Source organism: Phycicoccus sp. Soil748 (genome assembly GCF_001428025.1).
In the GTDB taxonomy this organism is placed as follows: domain Bacteria; phylum Actinomycetota; class Actinomycetes; order Actinomycetales; family Dermatophilaceae; genus Pedococcus.
Map to the genome: position 1 here is coordinate 469,867 of NZ_LMSC01000005.1, position 19,996 is coordinate 489,862.

The 19,996-nt window shown below is 73.0% G+C and carries 20 protein-coding genes; 15 read left to right on the plus strand and 5 right to left on the minus strand.

The window, feature by feature from the left end:
* Positions 1 to 26 precede the first annotated feature (26 nt).
* On the minus strand, positions 27 to 2,183 hold the full coding sequence (glgX, locus tag ASG70_RS04655; RefSeq protein WP_082590088.1) for a glycogen debranching protein GlgX: 2,157 nt from the start codon (positions 2,181 to 2,183) through the stop codon (positions 27 to 29).
* A gap of 34 nt (positions 2,184 to 2,217) precedes the next feature.
* On the opposite strand from glgX, the gene ASG70_RS04660 reads away from it, so the two are divergent.
* The 7 genes from ASG70_RS04660 to ASG70_RS04690 all read left to right on the plus strand — a co-directional run bounded on the left by ASG70_RS04660 (position 2,218) and on the right by ASG70_RS04690 (position 7,716).
* Positions 2,218 to 2,700, plus strand: coding sequence for a hypothetical protein (locus ASG70_RS04660; protein WP_056882647.1), 483 nt, complete (start codon positions 2,218 to 2,220; stop codon positions 2,698 to 2,700).
* Positions 2,697 to 3,476, plus strand: coding sequence for an enoyl-CoA hydratase/isomerase family protein (locus ASG70_RS04665; RefSeq protein WP_056882648.1), 780 nt, complete (start codon positions 2,697 to 2,699; stop codon positions 3,474 to 3,476). The genes ASG70_RS04660 and ASG70_RS04665 overlap by 4 nt, the downstream gene beginning before the upstream one ends.
* Positions 3,477 to 3,479: 3 nt before the next feature.
* A complete protein-coding gene (locus tag ASG70_RS04670; protein WP_056882649.1) occupies positions 3,480 to 4,430 on the plus strand; it encodes a class I SAM-dependent methyltransferase in 951 nt (316 codons plus the stop codon).
* Position 4,431: 1 nt separating this feature from the next.
* A complete protein-coding gene (locus ASG70_RS04675) occupies positions 4,432 to 5,088 on the plus strand; it encodes a DapH/DapD/GlmU-related protein (protein WP_056882650.1) in 657 nt (218 codons plus the stop codon).
* Between the two features lie 137 nt (positions 5,089 to 5,225).
* Complete coding sequence (locus ASG70_RS04680) at positions 5,226 to 5,768, plus strand: DUF2231 domain-containing protein (protein WP_056882651.1); 543 nt, start codon at positions 5,226 to 5,228, stop codon at positions 5,766 to 5,768.
* A 59-nt stretch (positions 5,769 to 5,827) separates the two neighbouring features.
* Positions 5,828 to 6,502, plus strand: coding sequence for a response regulator transcription factor (locus ASG70_RS04685; RefSeq protein WP_056882652.1), 675 nt, complete (start codon positions 5,828 to 5,830; stop codon positions 6,500 to 6,502).
* Positions 6,499 to 7,716 (plus strand): HAMP domain-containing sensor histidine kinase, encoded by a 1,218-nt coding sequence (locus ASG70_RS04690; RefSeq protein WP_056882653.1) that lies wholly within the window; start codon positions 6,499 to 6,501, stop codon positions 7,714 to 7,716. The genes ASG70_RS04685 and ASG70_RS04690 overlap by 4 nt, the downstream gene beginning before the upstream one ends.
* On the opposite strand, the gene ASG70_RS04695 is transcribed toward ASG70_RS04690, so the two are convergent.
* The gene (locus ASG70_RS04695; protein ID WP_056882654.1) at positions 7,703 to 9,244 is read right to left on the minus strand and encodes a 1,4-alpha-glucan branching protein domain-containing protein; all 1,542 of its coding nucleotides are present in this window, start codon (positions 9,242 to 9,244) and stop codon (positions 7,703 to 7,705) included. The two genes, ASG70_RS04690 and ASG70_RS04695, sit on opposite strands and share 14 nt — an antisense overlap.
* Positions 9,245 to 9,260: 16 nt before the next feature.
* Positions 9,261 to 9,941 (minus strand): hypothetical protein, encoded by a 681-nt coding sequence (locus tag ASG70_RS04700; protein ID WP_200949186.1) that lies wholly within the window; start codon positions 9,939 to 9,941, stop codon positions 9,261 to 9,263.
* A gap of 47 nt (positions 9,942 to 9,988) precedes the next feature.
* On the opposite strand from ASG70_RS04700, the gene arfB reads away from it, so the two are divergent.
* The 3 genes from arfB (at position 9,989) to ASG70_RS04715 (ending at position 12,419) form a co-directional block, all read left to right on the plus strand.
* Entirely contained in the window at positions 9,989 to 10,468 is a 480-nt protein-coding gene (arfB, locus tag ASG70_RS04705; RefSeq protein WP_235531347.1) for an alternative ribosome rescue aminoacyl-tRNA hydrolase ArfB, read from the plus strand.
* A 177-nt stretch (positions 10,469 to 10,645) separates the two neighbouring features.
* A complete protein-coding gene (locus tag ASG70_RS04710; RefSeq protein WP_056882655.1) occupies positions 10,646 to 11,428 on the plus strand; it encodes an electron transfer flavoprotein subunit beta/FixA family protein in 783 nt (260 codons plus the stop codon).
* A 31-nt stretch (positions 11,429 to 11,459) separates the two neighbouring features.
* A complete protein-coding gene (locus tag ASG70_RS04715; protein WP_056882656.1) occupies positions 11,460 to 12,419 on the plus strand; it encodes an electron transfer flavoprotein subunit alpha/FixB family protein in 960 nt (319 codons plus the stop codon).
* Positions 12,420 to 12,558: 139 nt separating this feature from the next.
* Here the strand turns inward: ASG70_RS04715 and ASG70_RS04720 are convergent, their stop codons facing one another.
* Both ASG70_RS04720 and ASG70_RS04725 read right to left on the minus strand, forming a co-directional pair.
* Positions 12,559 to 13,404: a hypothetical protein gene (locus tag ASG70_RS04720; RefSeq protein ID WP_056882657.1), complete on the minus strand. Its 846-nt coding sequence runs from the start codon at positions 13,402 to 13,404 to the stop codon at positions 12,559 to 12,561.
* Positions 13,405 to 13,607: 203 nt separating this feature from the next.
* Positions 13,608 to 15,059 carry a S8 family serine peptidase gene (locus ASG70_RS04725; protein WP_056882658.1) on the minus strand — a complete coding sequence of 484 codons (1,452 nt, stop codon included), beginning with the start codon at positions 15,057 to 15,059 and terminating at the stop codon, positions 13,608 to 13,610.
* 166 nt (positions 15,060 to 15,225) lie between these two features.
* Here ASG70_RS04725 and ASG70_RS04730 point away from each other — a divergent pair, with 166 nt between their 5' ends.
* From ASG70_RS04730 to ASG70_RS04750, 5 genes are all read left to right on the plus strand, one after another.
* On the plus strand, positions 15,226 to 16,410 hold the full coding sequence (locus tag ASG70_RS04730; protein ID WP_082590089.1) for a cysteine desulfurase family protein: 1,185 nt from the start codon (positions 15,226 to 15,228) through the stop codon (positions 16,408 to 16,410).
* Entirely contained in the window at positions 16,410 to 17,495 is a 1,086-nt protein-coding gene (gene mnmA, locus ASG70_RS04735; protein ID WP_056882659.1) for a tRNA 2-thiouridine(34) synthase MnmA, read from the plus strand. The genes ASG70_RS04730 and mnmA overlap by 1 nt, the downstream gene beginning before the upstream one ends.
* Before the next feature lie 5 nt (positions 17,496 to 17,500).
* Positions 17,501 to 17,884 (plus strand): MmcQ/YjbR family DNA-binding protein, encoded by a 384-nt coding sequence (locus tag ASG70_RS04740; RefSeq protein WP_056882660.1) that lies wholly within the window; start codon positions 17,501 to 17,503, stop codon positions 17,882 to 17,884.
* A 75-nt stretch (positions 17,885 to 17,959) separates the two neighbouring features.
* A complete protein-coding gene (locus ASG70_RS04745; protein WP_056882661.1) occupies positions 17,960 to 18,946 on the plus strand; it encodes a methionine synthase in 987 nt (328 codons plus the stop codon).
* A 5-nt stretch (positions 18,947 to 18,951) separates the two neighbouring features.
* Positions 18,952 to 19,974, plus strand: coding sequence for a DMT family transporter (locus ASG70_RS04750; protein ID WP_082590090.1), 1,023 nt, complete (start codon positions 18,952 to 18,954; stop codon positions 19,972 to 19,974).
* Positions 19,975 to 19,996 lie beyond the last annotated feature (22 nt).

Sequence of the window (19,996 nt, forward strand, 5' to 3'; positions counted from 1 at the left end):
GTGCTACGGCGCGGGGTCGCGGCGGCTCAGGTCGGGTCGACCGCGCGGTACACCTGCAGGCAGGCGCCGCCCACCTCCACCGCGCCCGGTGGCAGCAGGGGACCGGGGTGGCAGGGCCGCTCGAGGGTGGAGTCCCAGAGCAGCTCGTACCCAGTGAGCCCGGGCAGCGTGGGCAGCGTCACCGTGCCCGGCTCGGCGTCGCCCCGCAGGACGAGGAGGAGCGAACGGTCCTGCAGGCACGCGCCGTTGAGGAACATGAGCAGCGTGCGGGTCGAGGGGTCCTCCCACCGACCGTTCTCCATCGGCTCGCCGTCGGCGCCGAACCACGCCAGGTCGGTCGAGCCGTCCTCGTGGACCGGGCGCCCGGTGAAGAACGTGCGCTGCCGCAGGACCGTGTGCTCCGCCCGCAGCGTCGTGAGGAACTGCGTCGTCGCGAGCAGGTCCTCCTGCCAGTCGTCGAGCCCCCAGTCGAACCACGACACCTCGGAGTCCTGGCAGTAGGGGTTGTTGTTGCCGTCCTGGCTGCGGCCGAGCTCATCGCCGGCGTTGAGCATCGGCACCCCGGTGGCGAGCAGGGTCGTGGCGAGCAGGTTGCGCATCGAGCGCCGGCGGGCCGTGCCCACCTCGACGTGGGTGAGGTCCAGCGGGTCGGTCGGGCCCTCGACGCCGTGGTTCCACGAGCGGTTGCCGTCGGTCCCGTCACGGTTGCCCTCGCCGTTGGGGCCGTTGTGCTTGGCGTTGTAGGCGGTCAGGTCCGCGACCGTGAAGCCGTCGTGCGCGGCGACGAAGTTGACCGAGGCGACCGGGCCCCGGTCTCGGGCGCCGAACAGGTCCTGCGACCCCGCGAGCCGGGTGGCGAGCTCGCGCACGCCGTGGCCCTCCTGACCGTGCACCTGGGCGCCGAGGTCCTGCAGCCAGAACGTCCGCACCGCGTCGCGGAAGCGGTCGTTCCACTCGGCGAACGGCGGCGGGAACTGGCCCGTGCGCCACCCGTGGATGCCGACGTCCCACGGCTCGGCGACGAGCTTGCCCCTGGACAGCACGGGGTCGGTGCGCAGGGCGACGAGGAACGGGTGGTTGGGGTCGAAGTCGTCGTTCTGGCCGCGGCCGAGGGCGACGGCCAGGTCGAAGCGGAAGCCGTCGACGTGGCACTCCTGCACCCAGTACCGCAGCGAGTCGAGGACCATCTTGCAGACCATGACGTGCCGCAGGTCGAGGGTGTTGCCGCAACCCGTGACGTCGATGTCCTGGCCGCGCTCGTCGAGACGGTAGTAGGCCCGGTTGTCCAGACCGCGCCACGACAGCGACGCGCCCTGGCGCGACTGCTCGGCGGTGTGGTTGTAGACGACGTCGAGGATCACCTCGATGCCCTCGTCGTGCAGCAGCCGCACCATGCCCTTGAACTCGTCCAGGGCGCCCTGCGGGTCGGGGGTCGACGCGTAGCGGGCGTGCGGGGCGAAGAACCCGAGGGTGTTGTAGCCCCAGTGGTTGACCAGCCCGCGCTGGACCACCTCCGGCTCGGAGGTGAAGGCGTGCACCGGCAGCAGCTCCACCGCCGTGACGCCGATCGCCTTGAGATGCGCGATGACGGCCGGGTGGCACAGCCCGGCATACGTGCCGCGCAGGTGCTCGGGCACCTCGGGGTGGAGCATCGTGATGTTGCGGACGTGGGCCTCGTAGACGACCGAGTCGGCGAGCGGCGTGTGCGGGTGCTGGTCGTCGCCCCAGTCGAAGTCGTCGCGCACGACCACGCAGCGCGGCATCGCCCCGGCGCTGTCGAGGGTGCCGCGGATGACGTCGTCACCGCGCAGCTGCTGGTTGACCGGGTGGGCGTAGACCTCCGGTCCCCACCGCACCTCGCCCTCGACGGCCCGCGCGTAGGGGTCGAGCAGGAGCTTGTGCGGGTTGTAGCGCAGCCCCTCCTGGGGACGCCACGGGCCGTCGGCGCGCAGGCCGTAGCGCTGCCCGGCCTGCACGCCGGGAAGGAAGCCGAACCACGTGCCGTGGGTGCGCTCGACGAGCGGTACGCGTCGCTCGGTAGAGCCGTCGGTGTCGCCCTCGTCGAAGAGGCAGACCTCCACCGAGTCGGCGTGACCGGCGTACACCGCGAACTCGGCGCCACCCTCGACGAGCGTCATGCCGAGGGTGGGAGGAAGGTCACGCGGGCGCGTGGCAGGCGACATGGTCCTCAGCCTAGGCAGTGGTTACGGTTGGGGCATGACCGATCCCACGTCGCTGCCCAACTTCCCGCCGCCCCCGGACGAGCACCCCCTGCGCGGGCGGGTCCTGGACGCGCTCATCGACCAGGGCCTCGCGCCCGACATCGACGGTGACGGCGACGTGGCGTTCACGGTGCAGGACCAGCAGCTCTTCGTGCGGTGCACCGAGGGCGACTTCCAGATCATGCGGCTCTTCGGCCAGTGGGCCATCAGCGACGCGGTGCCCAGCGACCCGCTGACCCGGCTCGCCACCTGCAACGAGATCACCCTGCAGCTCAACATCGTCAAGGCCGGTCTGGCCAACGACACCCTCGTCGTCACCGGCGAGCACATCGTCACGCCCACCAGCGATGTCGCCGCGCTCGTCAACATCACCATCCAGCTCGTCCTCGCCGGCGTCCAGATGTGGCACGAGCGCATCATGGGTGGCGAGTCCGGCCCCGGCGCCGGCCAGCCCGCGCCCGACGGTGGCCCCGCATGAGCGACCTCGTCTCGGTCGAGGTCGAGGGCGGCATCGCCACGATCCTGCTCGACCGGCCGCCCATGAACGCGCTCAACGCCGAGGTCCAGGAGGCGCTCGCCGCCGCCGCGGTCGAGGTGGGCGAGCGTCGCGACGTCTCCGGTGTCGTGCTCTATGGCGGCGAGAAGGTGTTCGCAGCCGGTGCTGACATCAAGGAGATGCAGCACATGTCCTACACCGACATGGTCGAGCACTCCGGCTCCCTGCAGGCGTTCACCCGCACCCTGTCCCGCATCCCCAAGCCCACCGTCGCCGCGATCACCGGCTACGCGCTGGGCGGCGGGTGCGAGGTGGCGCTCGCCTGCGACTTCCGGGTCGCCGCGTCCAACGCCAAGCTCGGCCAGCCCGAGATCCTGCTCGGCATCATCCCCGGCGCCGGTGGCACGCAACGCCTCACGCGCCTGGTGGGGCCGGCCAAGGCCAAGGACCTCATCTTCTCGGGACGCTTCGTCTCGGCCGACGAGGCGCTCGCGATCGGCCTCGTCGACGAGGTCGTCGAGGCGACGGACGTGTACGCCGCGGCGCGGCGCAGGCTCGCGCCGTACGTCGGCGGTCCCGCCCAGGCCATCCGGGCCGCCAAGGAGGCCATCGACCGCGGGTCCGAGGTGGACCTCGAAACCGGCCTGGAGATCGAGCGCATGCTGTTCGCGGGGCTCTTCGCCACCAGGGACCGCGAGACCGGCATGCGGTCGTTCGTCGAGAACGGTCCGGGCAAGGCGAAGTTCGAGGGCGCCTGAGCGATGCCACCGACCTCACCGTTGGCCAGTGCCGAGGACGTCGAGCGGGCCTACGGCGACACCAAGCTGGCCCAGGTGCTCTACCACGACTGGGAGGCCGCGACCTACGACGACAAGTGGTCCATCTCCTTCGACGAGCGCTGCACCGCCTATGCGCGTGACCGGTTCGAGGCGATCACGGGGATGCCCGAGCCGCTGCCGTACGGCGTCGCGCTCGAGCTCGGTGCAGGCACGGGCTTCTTCTCGCTCAACCTCAAGCTCGCAGGCGTCCTGGACGAGGTCCACGTCACCGACATCTCACCGGGGATGGTCGAGGCAGCGAAGGCCAACGCGGAGCGACTGGGCTTCACCGTGCAGGGACGCGTGGCAGATGCCGAGCGGATTCCCTACGACGACAACACCTTCGACGTCGTCGTCGGCCACGCGGTCATCCACCACATCCCCGACGTGGAGGCGGCGTTCGCAGAGGTGCTGCGGGTGCTCAAGCCCGGAGGCCGGTTCGTCGTCGCGGGCGAGCCGACGCGGGTGGGGGACTGGTACGCCCGGCGCCTCGGCCGGCTGACCTGGCACGCGACGAAGGCGGTCACCGCCTTGCCGCTCCTGCGCGAGCGCTGGGCCCGCGACCCCGAGGAGCTCGACGAGTCGTCCCGCGCCGCGGCCCTGGAGGCGGTGGTCGACCTGCACACCTTCGACCCCGACGAGCTCGCCCGCACGGCCCTGCGCGCAGGGGCGGTCGCCGTCCGGACCCGTACGGAGGAGCTCACGGCAGCATTCCTCGGGTGGCCGGTGCGCACCTTCGAGGCGGCCGTGAGACCAGGAGCCCTCGGGTGGGGCTGGGCGATGTTCGCCTACGGGTCGTGGCGCCGGTTGTCGGCGCTCGACCGGGTGCTGGCGCGGGCGGTGCCCGCCAAGCTCTTCTACAACGTCGGCATCACCGGCGTGAAACCCGGCTGAGGTGGACGCGGCCGCCGACGCCGACATGTCGCCGGACGAGCACGGTGACCGCGCTCCGCGAGGTGCGCACCGACCGCTGCTGTGGTTGCGCTGGGTCGGCTGGGCGCTGTCCCACCGGGCGTTCACCCGCCACCACCTGCTCAGCTACCTGCGCATGGCCCGGGCGAGTGCACGCTGCCCGTCCCTGCGCTTCGAGGGCCCGTGCTTCATCGGCCCCGACGTGCGCTTCGAGGTGCGCGAGGGCTACGGACGGCTCGTGATCGGCGCCTACACCCACTTCGGCGCCCACGCGCGGGTCCGGGCGCACGAGGGCACGCTGCGGATCGGCCCGAAGTCGGTCATCGGCATCCGCAACACCATCAACTGCTGGCTCGACGTCTCGATCGGCGACGCGTGCCTGTTCGGTGACGACGTCTACGTCTGCGACTTCGACCACGTGACCGACAGCCTCGAGGTCCCGGTCAAGGACCAGGGGATCGTGAAGTCACCGGTCCACATCGGCGACGACGTGTGGCTGGGCACCAAGGTGGTCGTCACCCGCGGCACCTGGGTCGGCGACCACTGTGTCGTGGCCGCGGCCGCGGTGGCGCGCGGCACCTACGAGGACTGCTCGGTGGTCGCAGGGGTGCCCGGGAGGGTCGTGCGCCGGCGCGGGTGAGGGCGCGAGCGAGGGCGGGGTGAGGGCGCGGGTGGTCGCGGCGGGCGACATCCTGCCGGTTCTGTCACCGTTTGAGAATCCCTTGAGATTCGCCTGCGAGGCTGGAGGACCCGGCCCCCCACACCAGGAGACCCCCCATGCCCAGCACCGTCCTCGGACTCCCGCTCCATCCGCTCGTCGTCCACGCGGTGGTCGTCATCGTGCCGTTGGCGGCGCTGCTCCTGGCTGCCTCGGCGGTCTCGCCGCGGTTCCGTCGCTGGGCCCTGTGGGCCACGCCGGTCGTCGCGGTCCTCGGACTGGTCCTCGTCCCGGTCGCGACGAGCAGCGGTGAGGACCTCGAGCACAGCATCCAGCCCACCCCGGCCCTGGAGGCGCACACCGAGCTCGGTGACACGCTGCTGCCGTTCATGATCGTGCTGACGGTCCTGGCCGTGGCCCTCTTCGTCCTCGAGCGCCGCCGCACCATCCCCGTCTCCGACGGCCCGGGAGCTGCCCGCGTCGGCGCCCCCAGCGACACCCGCAGCGGCCTCGACTCGCCGGTCCTCGTCCGCGCTGTGGCCGTGCTCGCCCTGGTGGCCTCGCTGGCGACCATGGTGCAGGTCGTCCGCATCGGCCACAGCGGCGCCAACGCCGTCTGGAAGGGCACGGGCCAGAGCGCCTCCTCCACCTCGGACAAGTAGACCCGCACACCCCCCGGGAACCCGAGCCCGAGCTGCCGGCCGCTGTCATGCTTGACGACATGGGCGACCCCGAGCCGATCCCGCTCCTGCTCGTCGAGGACGACCGCGAGCTGTCGACGCTCCTGGTCCGGCTGTTCTCGGCGGAGGGCTACGCCGTCCACGCGGTGCGCGACCTGCAGGCGGGACTGCACGCCGCGATGTCCCGCACGGTGGCCGTCATGGTGGTCGACCGCAGGCTCCCGGACGGTGACGGGGTCGACCTCATCCGGCGGGTCCGCACCAGCGGGGTCGTCACGCCGGCGCTGGTGCTGACGGCCCACGGGTCCGTGCAGGACCGCGTCGAGGGGCTCGACGGCGGTGCCGACGACTACCTCGTCAAGCCGTTCGACAGCTCCGAGCTGCTGGCCCGGGTGCGGTCGCTCCTGCGGCGGCACCTGGAGTCCGCGACGGTCGTCCCCCTCGGCGACGGGGCGGTCGACACCGACGCCCACGAGGTGCGCCTCGCCGACGGCTCGAGGGTCGAGCTGTCGCCCGCCGAGACCGCCTTCCTGGCCCAGCTCGCCCGCCGCCCGGCCCGGGTGTTCTCGCGCGACGAGCTGCGCGACTCGCTCGCACCCGGCACCCGCAGCCTGTCCCTCGTCGACACCTACGTCTACTCCATCCGGCGCAAGCTCGGCCCTGCCGTGATCCGTACGGTGCGGGGGGTCGGCTACCGCGCCGGTGAGCTGGGTTGAACCCTGCCGGGAACCGCTTCCGCCGTGCGCGGCGACTCATCGCCCTGCAGGCCCTCGGTGGGGTGCTCGCGGGCGTGGCCGTGGCCGGTCTCGTCACCGTGGGGGTGGTGCTGGTGGGCCAGAAGCGCGAGGTCAGGGCCCAGCTCACCGCGCTCGCGGCAGCCCCCACGACCGAGGCGGTGCCGAGCGGCACCTTCGTCGTGCGGGTGGAGGCCTCGGGGGTGCGCACGGCCTCGCCGGGCGCCCCGGCCTCGCTGCCGAGCCGTGACGACCTGGTGCAGGCGCGCTCCTCGGGACGCGACCTCGACCGGGAGAGCTACGTCGAGGACCGCGAGTACCAGACCCTGACCAGGGTCGTGGACGGTGCGGTCGTGCAGGCGGGGGTGGACCTTTCCCCGTACGAGTCCGAACGGCACCGGCTGCTCGTGGGACTGGCGCTGGCCGCCCTGGGGGCCGGCCTGGTCGCCGCATGGACCGGCGACCGGCTCGGCCGGCGCACGCTGGCCGTGTGGGACGACGCGCTCGCCCGGCAGCGGCAGTTCATCGCCGACGCCAGCCACGAGCTGCGCACGCCGCTCTCGCGCCTCGCCCTGCGCGCCGACCTGGTGGCGCACGGCATGCGGGCCGACGCCCCCCGGGACGCGCTGGCGCTCGACCTCGTGCTGCTCAGGCAGGAGGCGTCCGCCATGGCCGACATCGTCGAGGACCTCCTGCACGCCGCCGACGTGGGGGCCTCGGAGGAGTCGGGGGAGCTCGTCGACCTCGCCGAGGTGGTGACCGCCGTGGGAGCGCTCAACCGCCAGCTCGCCGACGAGCGGGGTATCGCGCTCACCGTCGACGTCGCCGAGGTGCCCCCGGTGCGCGGGGCCGGAGTGGCCCTGCGCCGGGTGGTCGACGCGCTGGTGGACAACGCGCTGCGCCACGCGACGTCGCAGGTCGGGGTGCGGCTGCGCCCGGAGGGATCCCACGTCGTGCTGGACGTCTCGGACGACGGCCCGGGCATGGACCCCACCGTGGCGCACCGCCTCTTCGACCGCTTCGCCCGTCATCCGGCGTCGCCGGGCTTCGGCCTCGGCCTCGCCCTGGTCAGCGAGGTCGTGCACCGGCACGGGGGGACCGTGGGCGTGGTCCCCTCCACCCGGGGCACGACGTTCGAGGTGCGCCTCGACGCCGTCGACCTGCCCGACCTGTCGCCGGAGGTCAGGGAGAGCTGAGCCGGGCGTCCAGCGCGGGGAAGGTGCGGTCGGTGACGGCCTGTCGCACCGCCTCGAGACCGGCCTCCGCCGTGCGCCCCTGCTCGATGAGGGCCGCGAGGCGGTGGAAGTCGGCCCGGTGGCCTTCGGCCCGGCGCCACGCGTAGTCGACCGACTGCCCGCGGGAGACGAGGAACGCCCAGTCGCTGGACAGGGCGTTCCACAGGGTGAGCAGCAGCTGGTCGAGGTCGGGACGCCGCGTGCCGAGCCGTCCCTCGGCCCGCTCGCACGCCACCACGTCGAGCCACCGGCGCTGCAGCCACTCGTTCTCGTGGGCGAGCTCGGCGACGAGCGGGCCGTCCCACACCGAGTAGTCCTTCCCCGCGCCCCACGAACCGGCCCCGAGGGCGAGCTCGCCGCCGACGTGCCCCGCGGCCAGGGCCTTCTCGAGCGTCGTGACGGTGACGCCCGCGGACCGCAGCGCGCGCAGAGCCCGTCCCAGGAAGCGCGGACCCTCGTGCCACCAGTGGCCGAAGAGCTCGGTGTCGTACGCCGCCACGACGAGCCCGGGGCCGCCGGTCACCGAGTGGGCGTGCTGCAGCCGGTGCCGCACCGCGGCGACGAAGTGGGCCACGTCGCGGTCGACTTGCGCGTCGGCTCGGGCCGGGTCGTACGGCGCCTTGGCACCGCCGGGCGCACCGTCCGCACCGTCGGCGGAGTGCGTGACCGCCCACAGCCTGATCCCGGTGGCCGCGTCCCGGGCGTGGAAGTCGCGGTAGGCCGCAGCCGCCGGGTAGCCGGTGCGGGAGGACCACACCAGGTTGGTGACGGCGAGGTCGCGCGGGACTGCGACGAGGTCGGTGTCCTCCACGCGCCACGCCGCATGGGGGTGACCACCGGCGTCGCGCACCAGCTGCTCGTCGACGACGAAGTGACCGACTCCGTTGCGCCACAACGGCTCTGCGAGCTCTGGCCGCCACCCGCACTCCGGTGACCAGATGCCCCGCGGGCGCTCGCCGAGGCGCCACGTGCTGTCAGCCAGGCCGGTCGCCAGCGCCAGCGAGGCCAACTCGGGCAGCAGCAGCGGGAGGAAGGGGTGGGTGCTCGGGCCACCGAGCAGCTCGACCACCCCGGCGTCGCGCAGCGACCGCAGCACCGGCGAGCCGCCACCGCTCCAGCGCCCGGCGAGCAGGTCGGCGGCCGCGCTCGCGAGGGCGTGCTCGCGGGCTGCCGCCTCGCGACGAAGGGGGTCGGGGCCGGAGGCCATCTCGGCCGCGCGCAGCTGCGCCATACCGGCCCAGGTCCCGACATCGCGCCGCATCCGCGGGTGGTCGAGCTGAGCCGCCAGCACGGGGGTGACCCCGAGGGTCAGGACGTCGCGGTGGCCCTCCGCGGCGAGCGCGTCGAGCTCGGCGACCAGGGGGACGTAGGACTCGACCCAGGCCTGGAACAGCCACTCCTCGCCCAGCGGCCACACGCCGTGGCCGGGCAGCCAGGGCAGGTGCGAGTGCAGGACGAGGCAGAAGGCGCCAGGCACCGGGGAGCTCACGAGGCACCAGTCTGCCTCAGCGCAGGAGCGACGCTCCCTGCTGGAAGAAGGCCAGCACGGCGTCGGCGCTCCCCAGGTCGCGCAGCGGGCGGGCGGCTCCGAAACTGGCGTTCCAGAACCGTCCGTGCACGGGTTCCCACGGCCCGACGTACGCGTAGGGGGTGGCGATCGTGGCGTCACCGGGGGAGACGCCGTAGTTGGCCCGGTCGACGGTGACGGCGATGTCGAAGTGCTCCGGCCACAGGACGGGCCGCTCGCCAGGTGCCAGGGCCCGCAGTGCCGTGTCGCCCCACGAGAAGGCCTGCGAGACCTCCTCCGCGGCGGCAGGGTCGACCACCAGCCGCTCGTCCGCGGACACGCCGGGTCCGTCGTCGTAGACGCCAGGAGCGGCAGCGGTGAGGCCGAGCTCCGTCGCCAGCTCGGCGCAGGTGCGACCGTGGATGGCACACCGTCGCCCCGACCCGTGGACCAGCTCACCGCCCTCGACGCGCAGGACAGGGTCGGCCACGGTGGCCCAGCCGCCCGGGACGGCGCGCAGTTCGATCGAGCCGCTCACCGCGTACTGCGGACCGGCGAGGACGAGCTCGGCGACGCCGTGCAGCGAGCGCCGGGTGCGGGCGAAGGAGCCCGCATCGACGTCCTTGTCAACGTCCTTGCCCACGTACCCGTCCACGTCCTTCTCCGCGTCACTGTCCACGTCCCCAGTGTGCATGGTCCCGGGTGTGGTGGAGTGGGCTCGTGACCTTGCCCTCGGCCGGCCGGCCCCAGCCCGGAGCCGCCCTCCTCGTGGCTCCGGGACCCGGGCTGCCCCGGGGACTGCGCATCGATGCCGGCGAGCTGACCGAACGGTTCTCCCGCTCGTCCGGCCCCGGGGGCCAGGGCGTCAACACCACCGACAGCAGGGTGGAGCTCGAGTTCGACCCGTCGACCTCCGCCGCGGTGGCCACCCTGCCGGACGAGGTCCGCGAACGTCTGCTCGCCCGGCTCCGCCCGCACCTGGTCGGCGGCAGGCTCCTCGTGGTCGCCTCTGAGCACCGGGCCCAGCGGCAGAACCGCATCGCCGCCCGCCGGCGCCTCGTGACCCTCCTGCGTGAGGCCGCAGCCCCCGAGCCGCCGCCGCGGCGGGCGACCCGCCCCACCCTCGGCTCACGCCGACGCCGGCTCGAGGACAAGAAGCGGCGCGGGCAGGTGAAGGCAGGGCGGCGCTCCAGCGGCGACGCCTGAGCGGCTCCGTCCCCACGCGGTTCCCCATCCGGAAGGCGGCGTGGTGGCCGGGTGTGCAGCCCCGTCGCCCACCCGTGGTGAGCGTCACGCGCTGCTGACATGCCCATTCGGAGCACGGGCTGTAAGGATGGCACCTGACCTCATCTCAATCCCTACCTGGAAGAGGACGATCAGCGCATGAACATCGTCGTCTGCGTGAAATACGTGCCGGACGCACAGTCCGACCGCACCTTCAACGACTCCGACAACACCACCGACCGCGTCGGTGTCGACGGTCTCCTGTCCGAGCTCGACGAGTACGCCGTCGAGGAAGCCCTCAAGATCGTCGAAGCCGGCGAGGGCGAGGTGACCGTGCTGACGGTCGGCCCCGACCAGGCCGCCGACGCCCTGAAGAAGGCGCTGCAGATGGGCGCGCACCAGGCCGTCCACGTCAACGACGCCGCGATCCACGGCTCCGACTCCGTGGCCACCTCGCTGGTGCTCGCGGAGGCCGTGAAGAAGATCGGCACCCCCGACCTCGTGATGACCGGTATGGCGTCCACCGACGGCACCATGAGCGTCGTCCCGGCGATGCTCGCCGAGCGCCTCGGCCTGCCGCAGGTGACGTTCGCCTCCGAGCTGACCGTCGACGGGTCCACCGTGACGATCCGCCGCGACGGCGACGCCGCGTCCGAGACCATCGTCGCCTCGCTGCCCGCGCTGGTCTCCGTGACCGACCAGATCAACGAGCCGCGCTACCCCTCGTTCAAGGGGATCATGGCCGCGAAGAAGAAGCCCGTGCAGACCTGGTCGCTCGCCGACCTCGGCGTCGACCCGTCGCAGGTCGGCCTCGACGCCGCCTGGACCAAGGTGGAGTCGTTCACCAAGCGCCCGCCGCGCGAGCAGGGCCAGATCGTCACCGACGAGGGTGACGGCGGCGCCAAGCTCGCGGAGTTCCTGTCCGCGCAGAAGTTCGTCTGAGCCGGCCAGAGACAGAAGGAAAGGAACACCCATGGCTGAAGTACTCGTCCTGGTCGACCACGCGAACGGCACCGTCCGCAAGACCACCGCTGAGCTCCTGACCATCGCCCGCCGCCTCGGCGAGCCCTCCGCCGTCTTCGTCGGCGAGGGCTTCGAGGCCGCCAAGGAGGCGCTCGCGAAGTACGGCGCGGAGAAGGTGTACCGCGTCGAGTCCGCCGACGTCACCGACCACCTCGTGGCCCCGCAGGCCGAGGTGCTCGCGCAGCTCGTCGCCTCCGCCTCGCCCGCCGCGGTGCTCATCCCGAGCAACTCCGCCGGCAAGGAGATCGCCGCGCGCCTGGCCATCAAGACCGAGTCGGGCCTGATCACCGACGCCGTCGACGTGCAGGCCGGTGAGGGCGGTGGCGTCAAGACGGTGCAGTCCGTCTTCGCCGGGTCCTACTCCGTCACCTCGACGGTCACCAAGGGCACGCCCATCGTCACGGTCAAGCCCAACTCGGCCGCCCCCGAGGAGGCCGCGGGAGCCGCTGCCGACGAGGTCGTCGAGGTGAGCATCTCCGACGCCGCCAAGGCCGCGAAGATCACCGAGTCCAAGCCCAAGGAGGCCACCGGCCGTCCCGAGCTGACCGAGGCCGCCATCGTCGTCTCCGGCGGTCGTGGCACCGGCGGCGACTTCTCCAAGGTCGAGGAGTTCGCCGACTCGCTCGGCGCCGCCGTCGGTGCGTCCCGTGCCGCGGTGGACGCCGGCTGGTACCCGCACACCTCGCAGGTCGGGCAGACCGGCAAGCAGGTGTCGCCGCAGCTCTACGTCGCGTGCGGCATCTCCGGCGCCATCCAGCACCGGGCCGGCATGCAGACCTCGAAGACCATCGTCGCCGTCAACAAGGACGAGGAGGCGCCGATCTTCGAGCTCGTCGACTTCGGCGTCGTCGGCGACCTGTTCACCGTGCTGCCCCAGGCCACCGAGAAGGTGCAGGCGGCGAAGGGCTAGCCCGCCGCCACCGCTCGAAGGGCCCCCGACCACACCGGTCGGGGGCCCTTCGACGCATGGCGCGTGGGCTCCATACGCCGCCGGCCTGTCTCGGTGAGCGCGAGGTGTCGCCATGGGACCGTGGTTCCGGCATTCGCGCTCACCCAGCGTGCCAGACCCAGTTCTGCCGGACGTAGAGGTCACGGAAGCCCGCGCGGCGCATGTTGTGCAGCGACGGGTTGTGCTGTCCCTCGCCCTCGGCCCAGGTCTCGGCCACCATCAGGCGCGCCCCTGCTGCCCTGGCGAGCTCGACCCGGCGGTGGAAGAAGGTGGACTGGGCGCCGCGGCCCCGGGCCTTCTCCAGCGTGGCGGCCCCGCAGAACGACGCGAGGTCGCCGTTGAGGTAGAGGTTGGCCCCCGCTACGACCTCGTCCCCGTCCCACGCGGCCAGGGGGTGGAAGGACGGGTTGTCGAGCACCGCGGCGACCATGTCGGCGAGGGGTCCGACCGGCATCCCGAAGCCCACGCAGTACACCTCGCCCCACGCCCTGGCGTCCTCGCGGGTCACGGGTCCGACACGCAGGTCGGTGGTTGCCCCAGGTGCGGGCGCGGCGTCACGGACGAGCTTGACCCAGCTGCTCCCCGCCACGATCCCGTGGGCTGCGCAGAGGTCGTCCCAGTCCTGCGGCAGGGCCTGGGGCGCGACCTGCAGGCAGGCCACGCCGCTCCCGCTGTCGCGGTAGAAGTCGAGGACGGAGTCCAGCACCTGCCCGGTGACCGGCTCGGTGAGGCCCAGACCGAGCGACTTGTTCCAGTAGCCGCCGGCGGGGTCGTGGCGCATGGCCAGGGCGACCCCTCCGGCGATGCGGGTGGTCGAGATCCCGAGCTCTCGCGCCACGTGCGGCGGCGCCCCCGACTCGAGCGCGTACATGAACTCGGCCTCGGCGGTCTCCGCGTCGGCGCACTCCGAAGCGGTGGGTGCGGCAGGCGGTGTCGCGTCGTCCATGGGGCCTCCTGCTCGGGACGCTCAGCAGGCAGCGTAGGTCCGGGCCGCGGTGGCGGGATCCGCCGAAGGGACGACCACGACGGCACCGCGACCCTGTACCCGCGACCCGTACCCGCGATCCCGTACGAGCGACCCCCGAACGCACGAACGCCCCGGACCACGCGCGATCCGGGGCGTTCGGCGTCACTCCGCCGGGTTGGTGGTCAGCGGAGGGCAGTGGCGGCCGCGGCGACGTCGACCAGGCCGTGGCCCTTGTCGAAGCTCGTCGTGCCGTTGGTGCCGTTCTCGTAGGGGGCGCCGTCGGTGTACTTGTACGCCGTCGACTCGATGGCGGCCTCGACCTGCGCCGGGGTCGCGGACGGGTTCGCCTGGAACAGCTGGGCGACGATGCCCGCGATGTGCGGGGTGGCCATCGAGGTGCCGCTGATGGTGTTGTAGTCGCCGCCGTCCTTGGGGTCGAGGCCCGTGGTGCAGATCGGCAGGTAGATGCGGCACGAGCTCGTGATGTCCTCACCCGGGGCCGAGATGTCGGGGTAGGTCGACTGGTCGCCAGCCTTGCCACGGCTGGAGAAGTCGGAGACGGTGCCGTTGCGGGTGCCGGTGTTCTGGTCGAAGTACGACGCGACGGACAGGATGCCGGGGGTCGGGTCCATGCCGGGCGGGTTGGACAGCGAGGCCGAGCCGTCGCCGCCGTCGTTGCCGTTGGCCCAGACCGTCACCACGCCCTCCTTGACGAGCTGGCGCTGCAGCTTGACGGTCGCCGAGTTCGGGTCGAACGCGCCACCGCCGGTGGGGCCGTAGGAGTTGCTGGTCACCTTGATGGGCGGGCACTTCGCCGCCGGCACCGAGGCGCCACAGGGAGCGCCATGGTTCTCGAGCACCCAGTTGAGGGCGGCGTCCGCGCCGACGATGAACAGCACGGCACCCGTGCTGATGCTCACCAGGCTCGAGCCCGGGGCGGCGCCGTGCATCTTCGTGCCGTCGGACAGGGTGACGTCGCGGCCGGCGACGATGCCGTTGACGTGCATGCCGTGGCCGCCGACCGACAGCAGGTCGGTGTTGAGCGAGCCCGCGTCGACCGGTGCGCACGTGCTCTCGGTGAGCGGTTCGCACACCATCTTGAGGTTCTTCACCACGGCCGAGGAGCCGTCGGGGTTCTTCAGGAACGGGTGGCTGGGGTCGACGCCGGAGTCGATGACGGCGACGGAGACGCCCTTGCCGTCGAGGCTGGTGCCGTCGGCGCCGCTGAGGGTGTTGCGCGCCTCCTCGCCGCGGGTGGCGACGTTGGAGGTGGCGAGGGTCATCTGGATGGGCTGGTTGCCCTCGACGTAGGTGACGCCCGGCTGGGCGCGCACTGCCTGAACCTGGGCGGGCAGCCCGGTGGCGACGACCACGCCGATCTTGTCGAACGTCGTCACCTGACGCAGGCCCGCCGCGGAGACGGCCCGCTGCGCGGCGGCGGTGTCCGTCCCGTGGACGAGCACGGTGGTCGGGGTGGCGGCCTGGAGCACGCCGAGCTGGGTGGTGAGCCACGGCTGGACGGGTGCCAGGGGCTGTCCGGCGGGCAGCAGCCCGGCCGAGGCGGGGGCGGCGAGGGCCACGGTGGCCAGCGCGGCGGCGGCGAGGGCGGCTCTGGTTCTTCTCACGGTGCGCATGCGGTTCCCTTCGAGGAGCGACCAGCATCGGTGGTGGTCGGCCGTACCCGGTCCAACGACGGCCCGCGGACGTGGTTACGCCCCTCGCGGGTATGGGACTGGTCAGGAACCGCCGGCCCGTGCTCGCGCCGTACGGGATCCCCGCGGTCACGCGTAAACTCTGCTGGTGCCCGCCTACCTCGACCACGCCGCGACCACGCCGATGCTCCCGTCGGCCGCTGCGGCGATGACCGAGCAGCTGGCGGTCACCGGCAACGCGTCCTCGCTGCACACCAGCGGCCGCCTCGCGCGCCGGGTCGTCGAGGAGTCCCGCGAGCGGATCGCAAGGGCGCTGGGGGCGCGGCCGTCCGAGGTCGTCTTCACCTCCGGGGGCACCGAGTCCGACAACCTCGCGGTCGCCGGCACGTGGACCGCCCGCCGGGACGCCGATCCTGCACGGATCCGCATCATCGCCAGCGCCATCGAGCACCACGCCGTGCTCGACTGCGTCGACCACCTCGTCAGCCACGAGGGGGCCAAGGTCACCTGGGTCGAGCCGGATCCCGCCGGGGTCGTCACGGTCGACGCCGTCCGCGCCGCCATCGACGAGGATCCCGGCTCGGTCGCGCTCGTGACCGTGATGTGGGCCAACAACGAGGTCGGGACCATCCAGCCGGTGGCGCAGCTCGCCGCGCTCGCCCACGAGCACGGCGTCCCCTTCCACAGCGACGCCGTGCAGGCCGCCGGCCACGTGCCGGTCGACTTCGCCGGCAGCGGGCTCGACCTCATGACCGTCACCGGGCACAAGGTCGGCGGGCCGCTCGGCGTGGGTGCGCTCGTCGTCAAGCGCGACGCGGTGCTCGTGCCGCAGACGTTCGGAGGTGGGCAGGAGCGCCAGGTGCGCAGCGGCACCCTGGACGTGCCGGCGATCCGGGCGTTCGCCGTGGCACTGGAGGAGTCGGTCCGTGCCCTCGACACCGAGACCCCGCGCCTGGTGGCCTTGCGCGACCGGATCGTCACCTCCGCCGTCGACATGGGCTACGACATCAGCGTGACCGGCGCGTGGGAGCCAGGTGACGCCGTACGCCGCCTGCCCGGCAACGCCCACCTCCTCGTCCCGGGCTGCGAGGGTGACTCGCTGCTCTACCTGCTCGACGCCGCCGGGGTGGAGTGCTCCACCGGCTCGGCGTGCCAGGCAGGCGTGCCCCAGCCGTCGCACGTCCTCCTCGCGATGGGGCTGCCGGAAAGCTCCGCGCGTGGCGCCCTGCGGCTCACCCTCGGGCACACCTCGACCGACGCCGACGTCGACGCCCTGCTCGCAGCGCTCCCCGCGGCGGTCGAGCGCGCCCGGCGGGCCAGCGGGGCGAGCTGATGCGCGTCGTCGCCGCGATGTCAGGCGGCGTCGACTCCGCGGTGGCCGCCGCGCGGATGCTCGACGCGGGCCACGAGGTGGTGGGGGTGCACCTGGCCCTCTCGCAGAGCGCCGCGACGCTGCGCGAGTCGGCCCGCGGGTGCTGCACGATCGAGGACGCGGGTGACGCGCGCCGCGTGGCCGACATGCTCGGGATCCCTTTCTACGTCTGGGACATGGCCGCGCGCTTCAAGCGCGACGTCATGGAGGACTTCGTGGCGGAGTACTCCGCCGGGCGCACCCCCAACCCGTGCCTGCGGTGCAACGAGAAGATCAAGTTCTCGGCGCTGCTGGACAAGGCGGTCGCCCTCGGGTTCGACGCGGTCGCCACGGGCCACTACGCCCAGGTGGTCGAGCGCCCCGACGGGGTGCGTGAGCTGCACCGGGCCGTAGACGCCGACAAGGACCAGTCCTACGTCCTCGGTGTCCTCGACGCCGACCAGCTGGCCCGCGCGTTCTTCCCCCTGGGCGACACCACGAAGCCCGACGTCCGCGCCGAGGCGAGGGAGCGGGGCTTCTACGTCGCGTCCAAGCCCGACTCCTACGACATCTGCTTCATCGCCGACGGCGACACCCGTGGCTGGCTGGCGCAGCGGCTGGGGGAGCAGCCCGGCGACATCGTCGACGCCGCCAGCGGTGACGTGGTCGGCTCGCACTCCGGGTCCTACGGCTACACGGTCGGCCAGCGGCGCGGTCTGGGCCTGCCCCGCTCCAGCCAGGACGGCGAGGCGCGCTACGTCGTTGGGGTCGACGCCGCGACCAACACCGTGACCATCGGCACCTCGGACCTGTTGGGGGTCAACGCGATTCGCGGTGACCACGCCCGCTGGTGCGGCACGGCTCCCGAGGGCGTGGTGCAGGTCGGCGCGCAGGTCCGCGCGCACGGCGAGGAGGTGCCTGCCCAGGCCTGGGCTGCAGGTGGTGACGTCGAGGTGCGGCTTTCGACGCGGCTGCGCGGGGTCGCGCCGGGCCAGTCGGTCGTCCTGTACGACGGGACGCGGGTCATGGGTTCGGCCACGATCGCGTCGAGCTGGCTGGAGCGCTGAGCGGTATGGCATCGGGCGACGGGCGTGCGGGACCGCGCCTCGCCCGGGTCCGTGCGCTGTGCCTGGCCTTCCCCGCGACCGAGGAGCGCACCTCGCACGGTGAGCCATGCTGGTTCGCCGGCGGGAAGAAGATGTTCGTCATGGCCGCCCGGCGGCACCACGACGAGCGGGTGGCGTTCTGGGCTGCTGCGCCCGAGGGCGTGCAGGGCTCGCTGGTCGCCGCGGAGCCGGAGCGCTACTTCCGGCCGCCCTACGTCGGGACCCGTGGCTGGGTCGGGGTCTACCTGGACATCGAGGCGGTCGACTGGGACCGCGTCGCCGGGCTCGTCGAGGACGCCTGGCGGCAGGTCGCGCCGAGACGCCTGGTCGCCGAGCACGACGCCGGCTGACCGCTCAGCTCGGGCAGGCTCCGCACGCCCCTGCCGTGACGGGGGCTGTCGGTGGCGCGGACTAGAGTCCTGCCCGTGGCGCGCGCAACCGGTATCGGCTCTCTTCCCGGCACCGACATCCGCGAGGCCCTGCGCGGTGTCCGCGAGATCCTCGCCGTCGACGACCACTTGCCCTACCTCCCAGAGCTGCCCGCACGAGGACCCGGCGCGGACATGGTCGGGCGTGCTGCGGGCCTGCTGGTGGACCTACCCGTGGACCTGCAGCCTGCCGGCTGGCGCCTGGTCGAGCGCCCGGGTCACGACGCGGCCCGCACGGCCGCCCTGTGGCGCCAGGACCTCGACGAGCTGGCCGAGGCGTTCGACGGCTGGGAGGGCGACCTCAAGCTGCAGTGCACCGGACCGTGGACCCTCGCTGCGAGCCTCGAGCTGACCCGTGGTGAGAAGGTCCTGGCCGACCCCGGCGCGGTCCGTGACCTCACCGGCTCGCTGGCCGAGGGAATCCGCGTCCACCTCGACACCGTCCAGCGGCTCGTGCCCGGGGCGCGCCTGGTCCTGCAGGTCGACGAGCCCTCCCTGCCCGCGGTCCTGGCGGGGCACCTGCCGACCGCGTCCGGCTACGGCTCCCTGCGGGCGGTCGATCCCCAGCGCGCCATGAACGGGCTGCGCGACGTGCTGGCCGCCGCAGGCGAGCGGCCCACGGTCGTGCACTGCTGCGACCGCGCCGTACCCCTCCCCCTCCTGCGTGCCACGGGGGTCGGTGCGGTGGCGATGGACGTCACCGACCTCACGCCGCAGCGGTGGGAGTCGGTCGCGGCGACGACGGAGGAGGGGGTCGCCCTCTGGGCCGGGTGCCTGGCCACCGACGGCTCGGGCACCACCAAGGCCGCCGCCCAGCTCGTCGAGCGCGGATGGCGCGACGCAGGTCTGTCGCCGCGCGGCCTGGCCGACGTCGTCGCGACCCCGACCTGCGGGCTCGCCGGACTCACACCCCAGGGGGCCTGGGGCGTTCAACGCAGGGCGGTCGAGGTGGCCGCCGAATGGACCGAACGAGCCGAGGGCTGAACCGCATGAGCAGCACCACCAACACCACGAACAGCAGCCCGGGCGGCCTCGGGACGCCCGCCGCGACCACGGCGCCCGCCACGCGTGTGCCCTGGCAGGCGAAGTACCTGATGCTGGCCCTCATCTGGGGCTCGAGCTTCCTGCTCATGAAGGTCGGGCTGCGCACCCTCGCACCGCTGCAGATCTCGGGGCTGCGCATCTACGCCGGCACCCTGACCCTGCTGGCCCTGCTCGCGGCGACCGGCGGCCGGCTCCCGCGCGAGCGCCGCACCTGGGGACACCTGACGGTCTCAGGCATCTTCCTCACGGTGCTGCCGTTCAGCCTGTTCGCGCTGGGGGAGGAGCGGGTCTCCTCCGCCCTGGCCGGCATCGGCAACGCCACGACCCCGATCGCCGCGCTGTTCTTCGCCCTCCTGCTGCTGCCGAGCGACCGGCTCTCGCCGCGCAAGCTGGCCGCCGTGCTGGTCGGGTTCGTCGGCGTCGTGGTCATCCTCCAGCCGTGGGAGTCGACGGGTCGTCCCGACCTGCTCGGCTTCGGCATGACCCTGGTGGCCGGTGCCTGCTACGGCCTGGGCTGGACCTACAACCGCCGCTACCTCGGCGGCGCCGACCTCGGCGGCCTGTCCATGCCCACGGCGCTGCTCGTCGTCGGCTCGGTGCTCATGGTCCCGGTGCTGCTCGTGTGGTGGGCCCTGCACCGGGATGGGTATGCCGCGCCGTGGAGCGGCCACGCCGACCCCACAGGGGGTGGCTGGTGGCCGCCGCTGCTCTGCGTCCTCGCCCTGGGCATCGTCGGGACCGGGCTCGCCTACATGCTGCAGTTCGACGTCGTCCGTGGCGCCGGAGCCACCGTCAGCACGACCGTCACCTACCTCATCCCGGTGGTCAGCGTCGTGCTCGGGGTCGTCGTCCTCGACGAGCACCTCGCCTGGCCGCAGCTGCTCGGGGCGGCCATCGTCCTGGTCTCGGCCGTCGTGGTGGGGCTGCCCGCCCGCCGCCGCAGGCAGCCCGCTCCGTCACCCGCCTGAGGACCCGCCCGCGGCTCGGCGG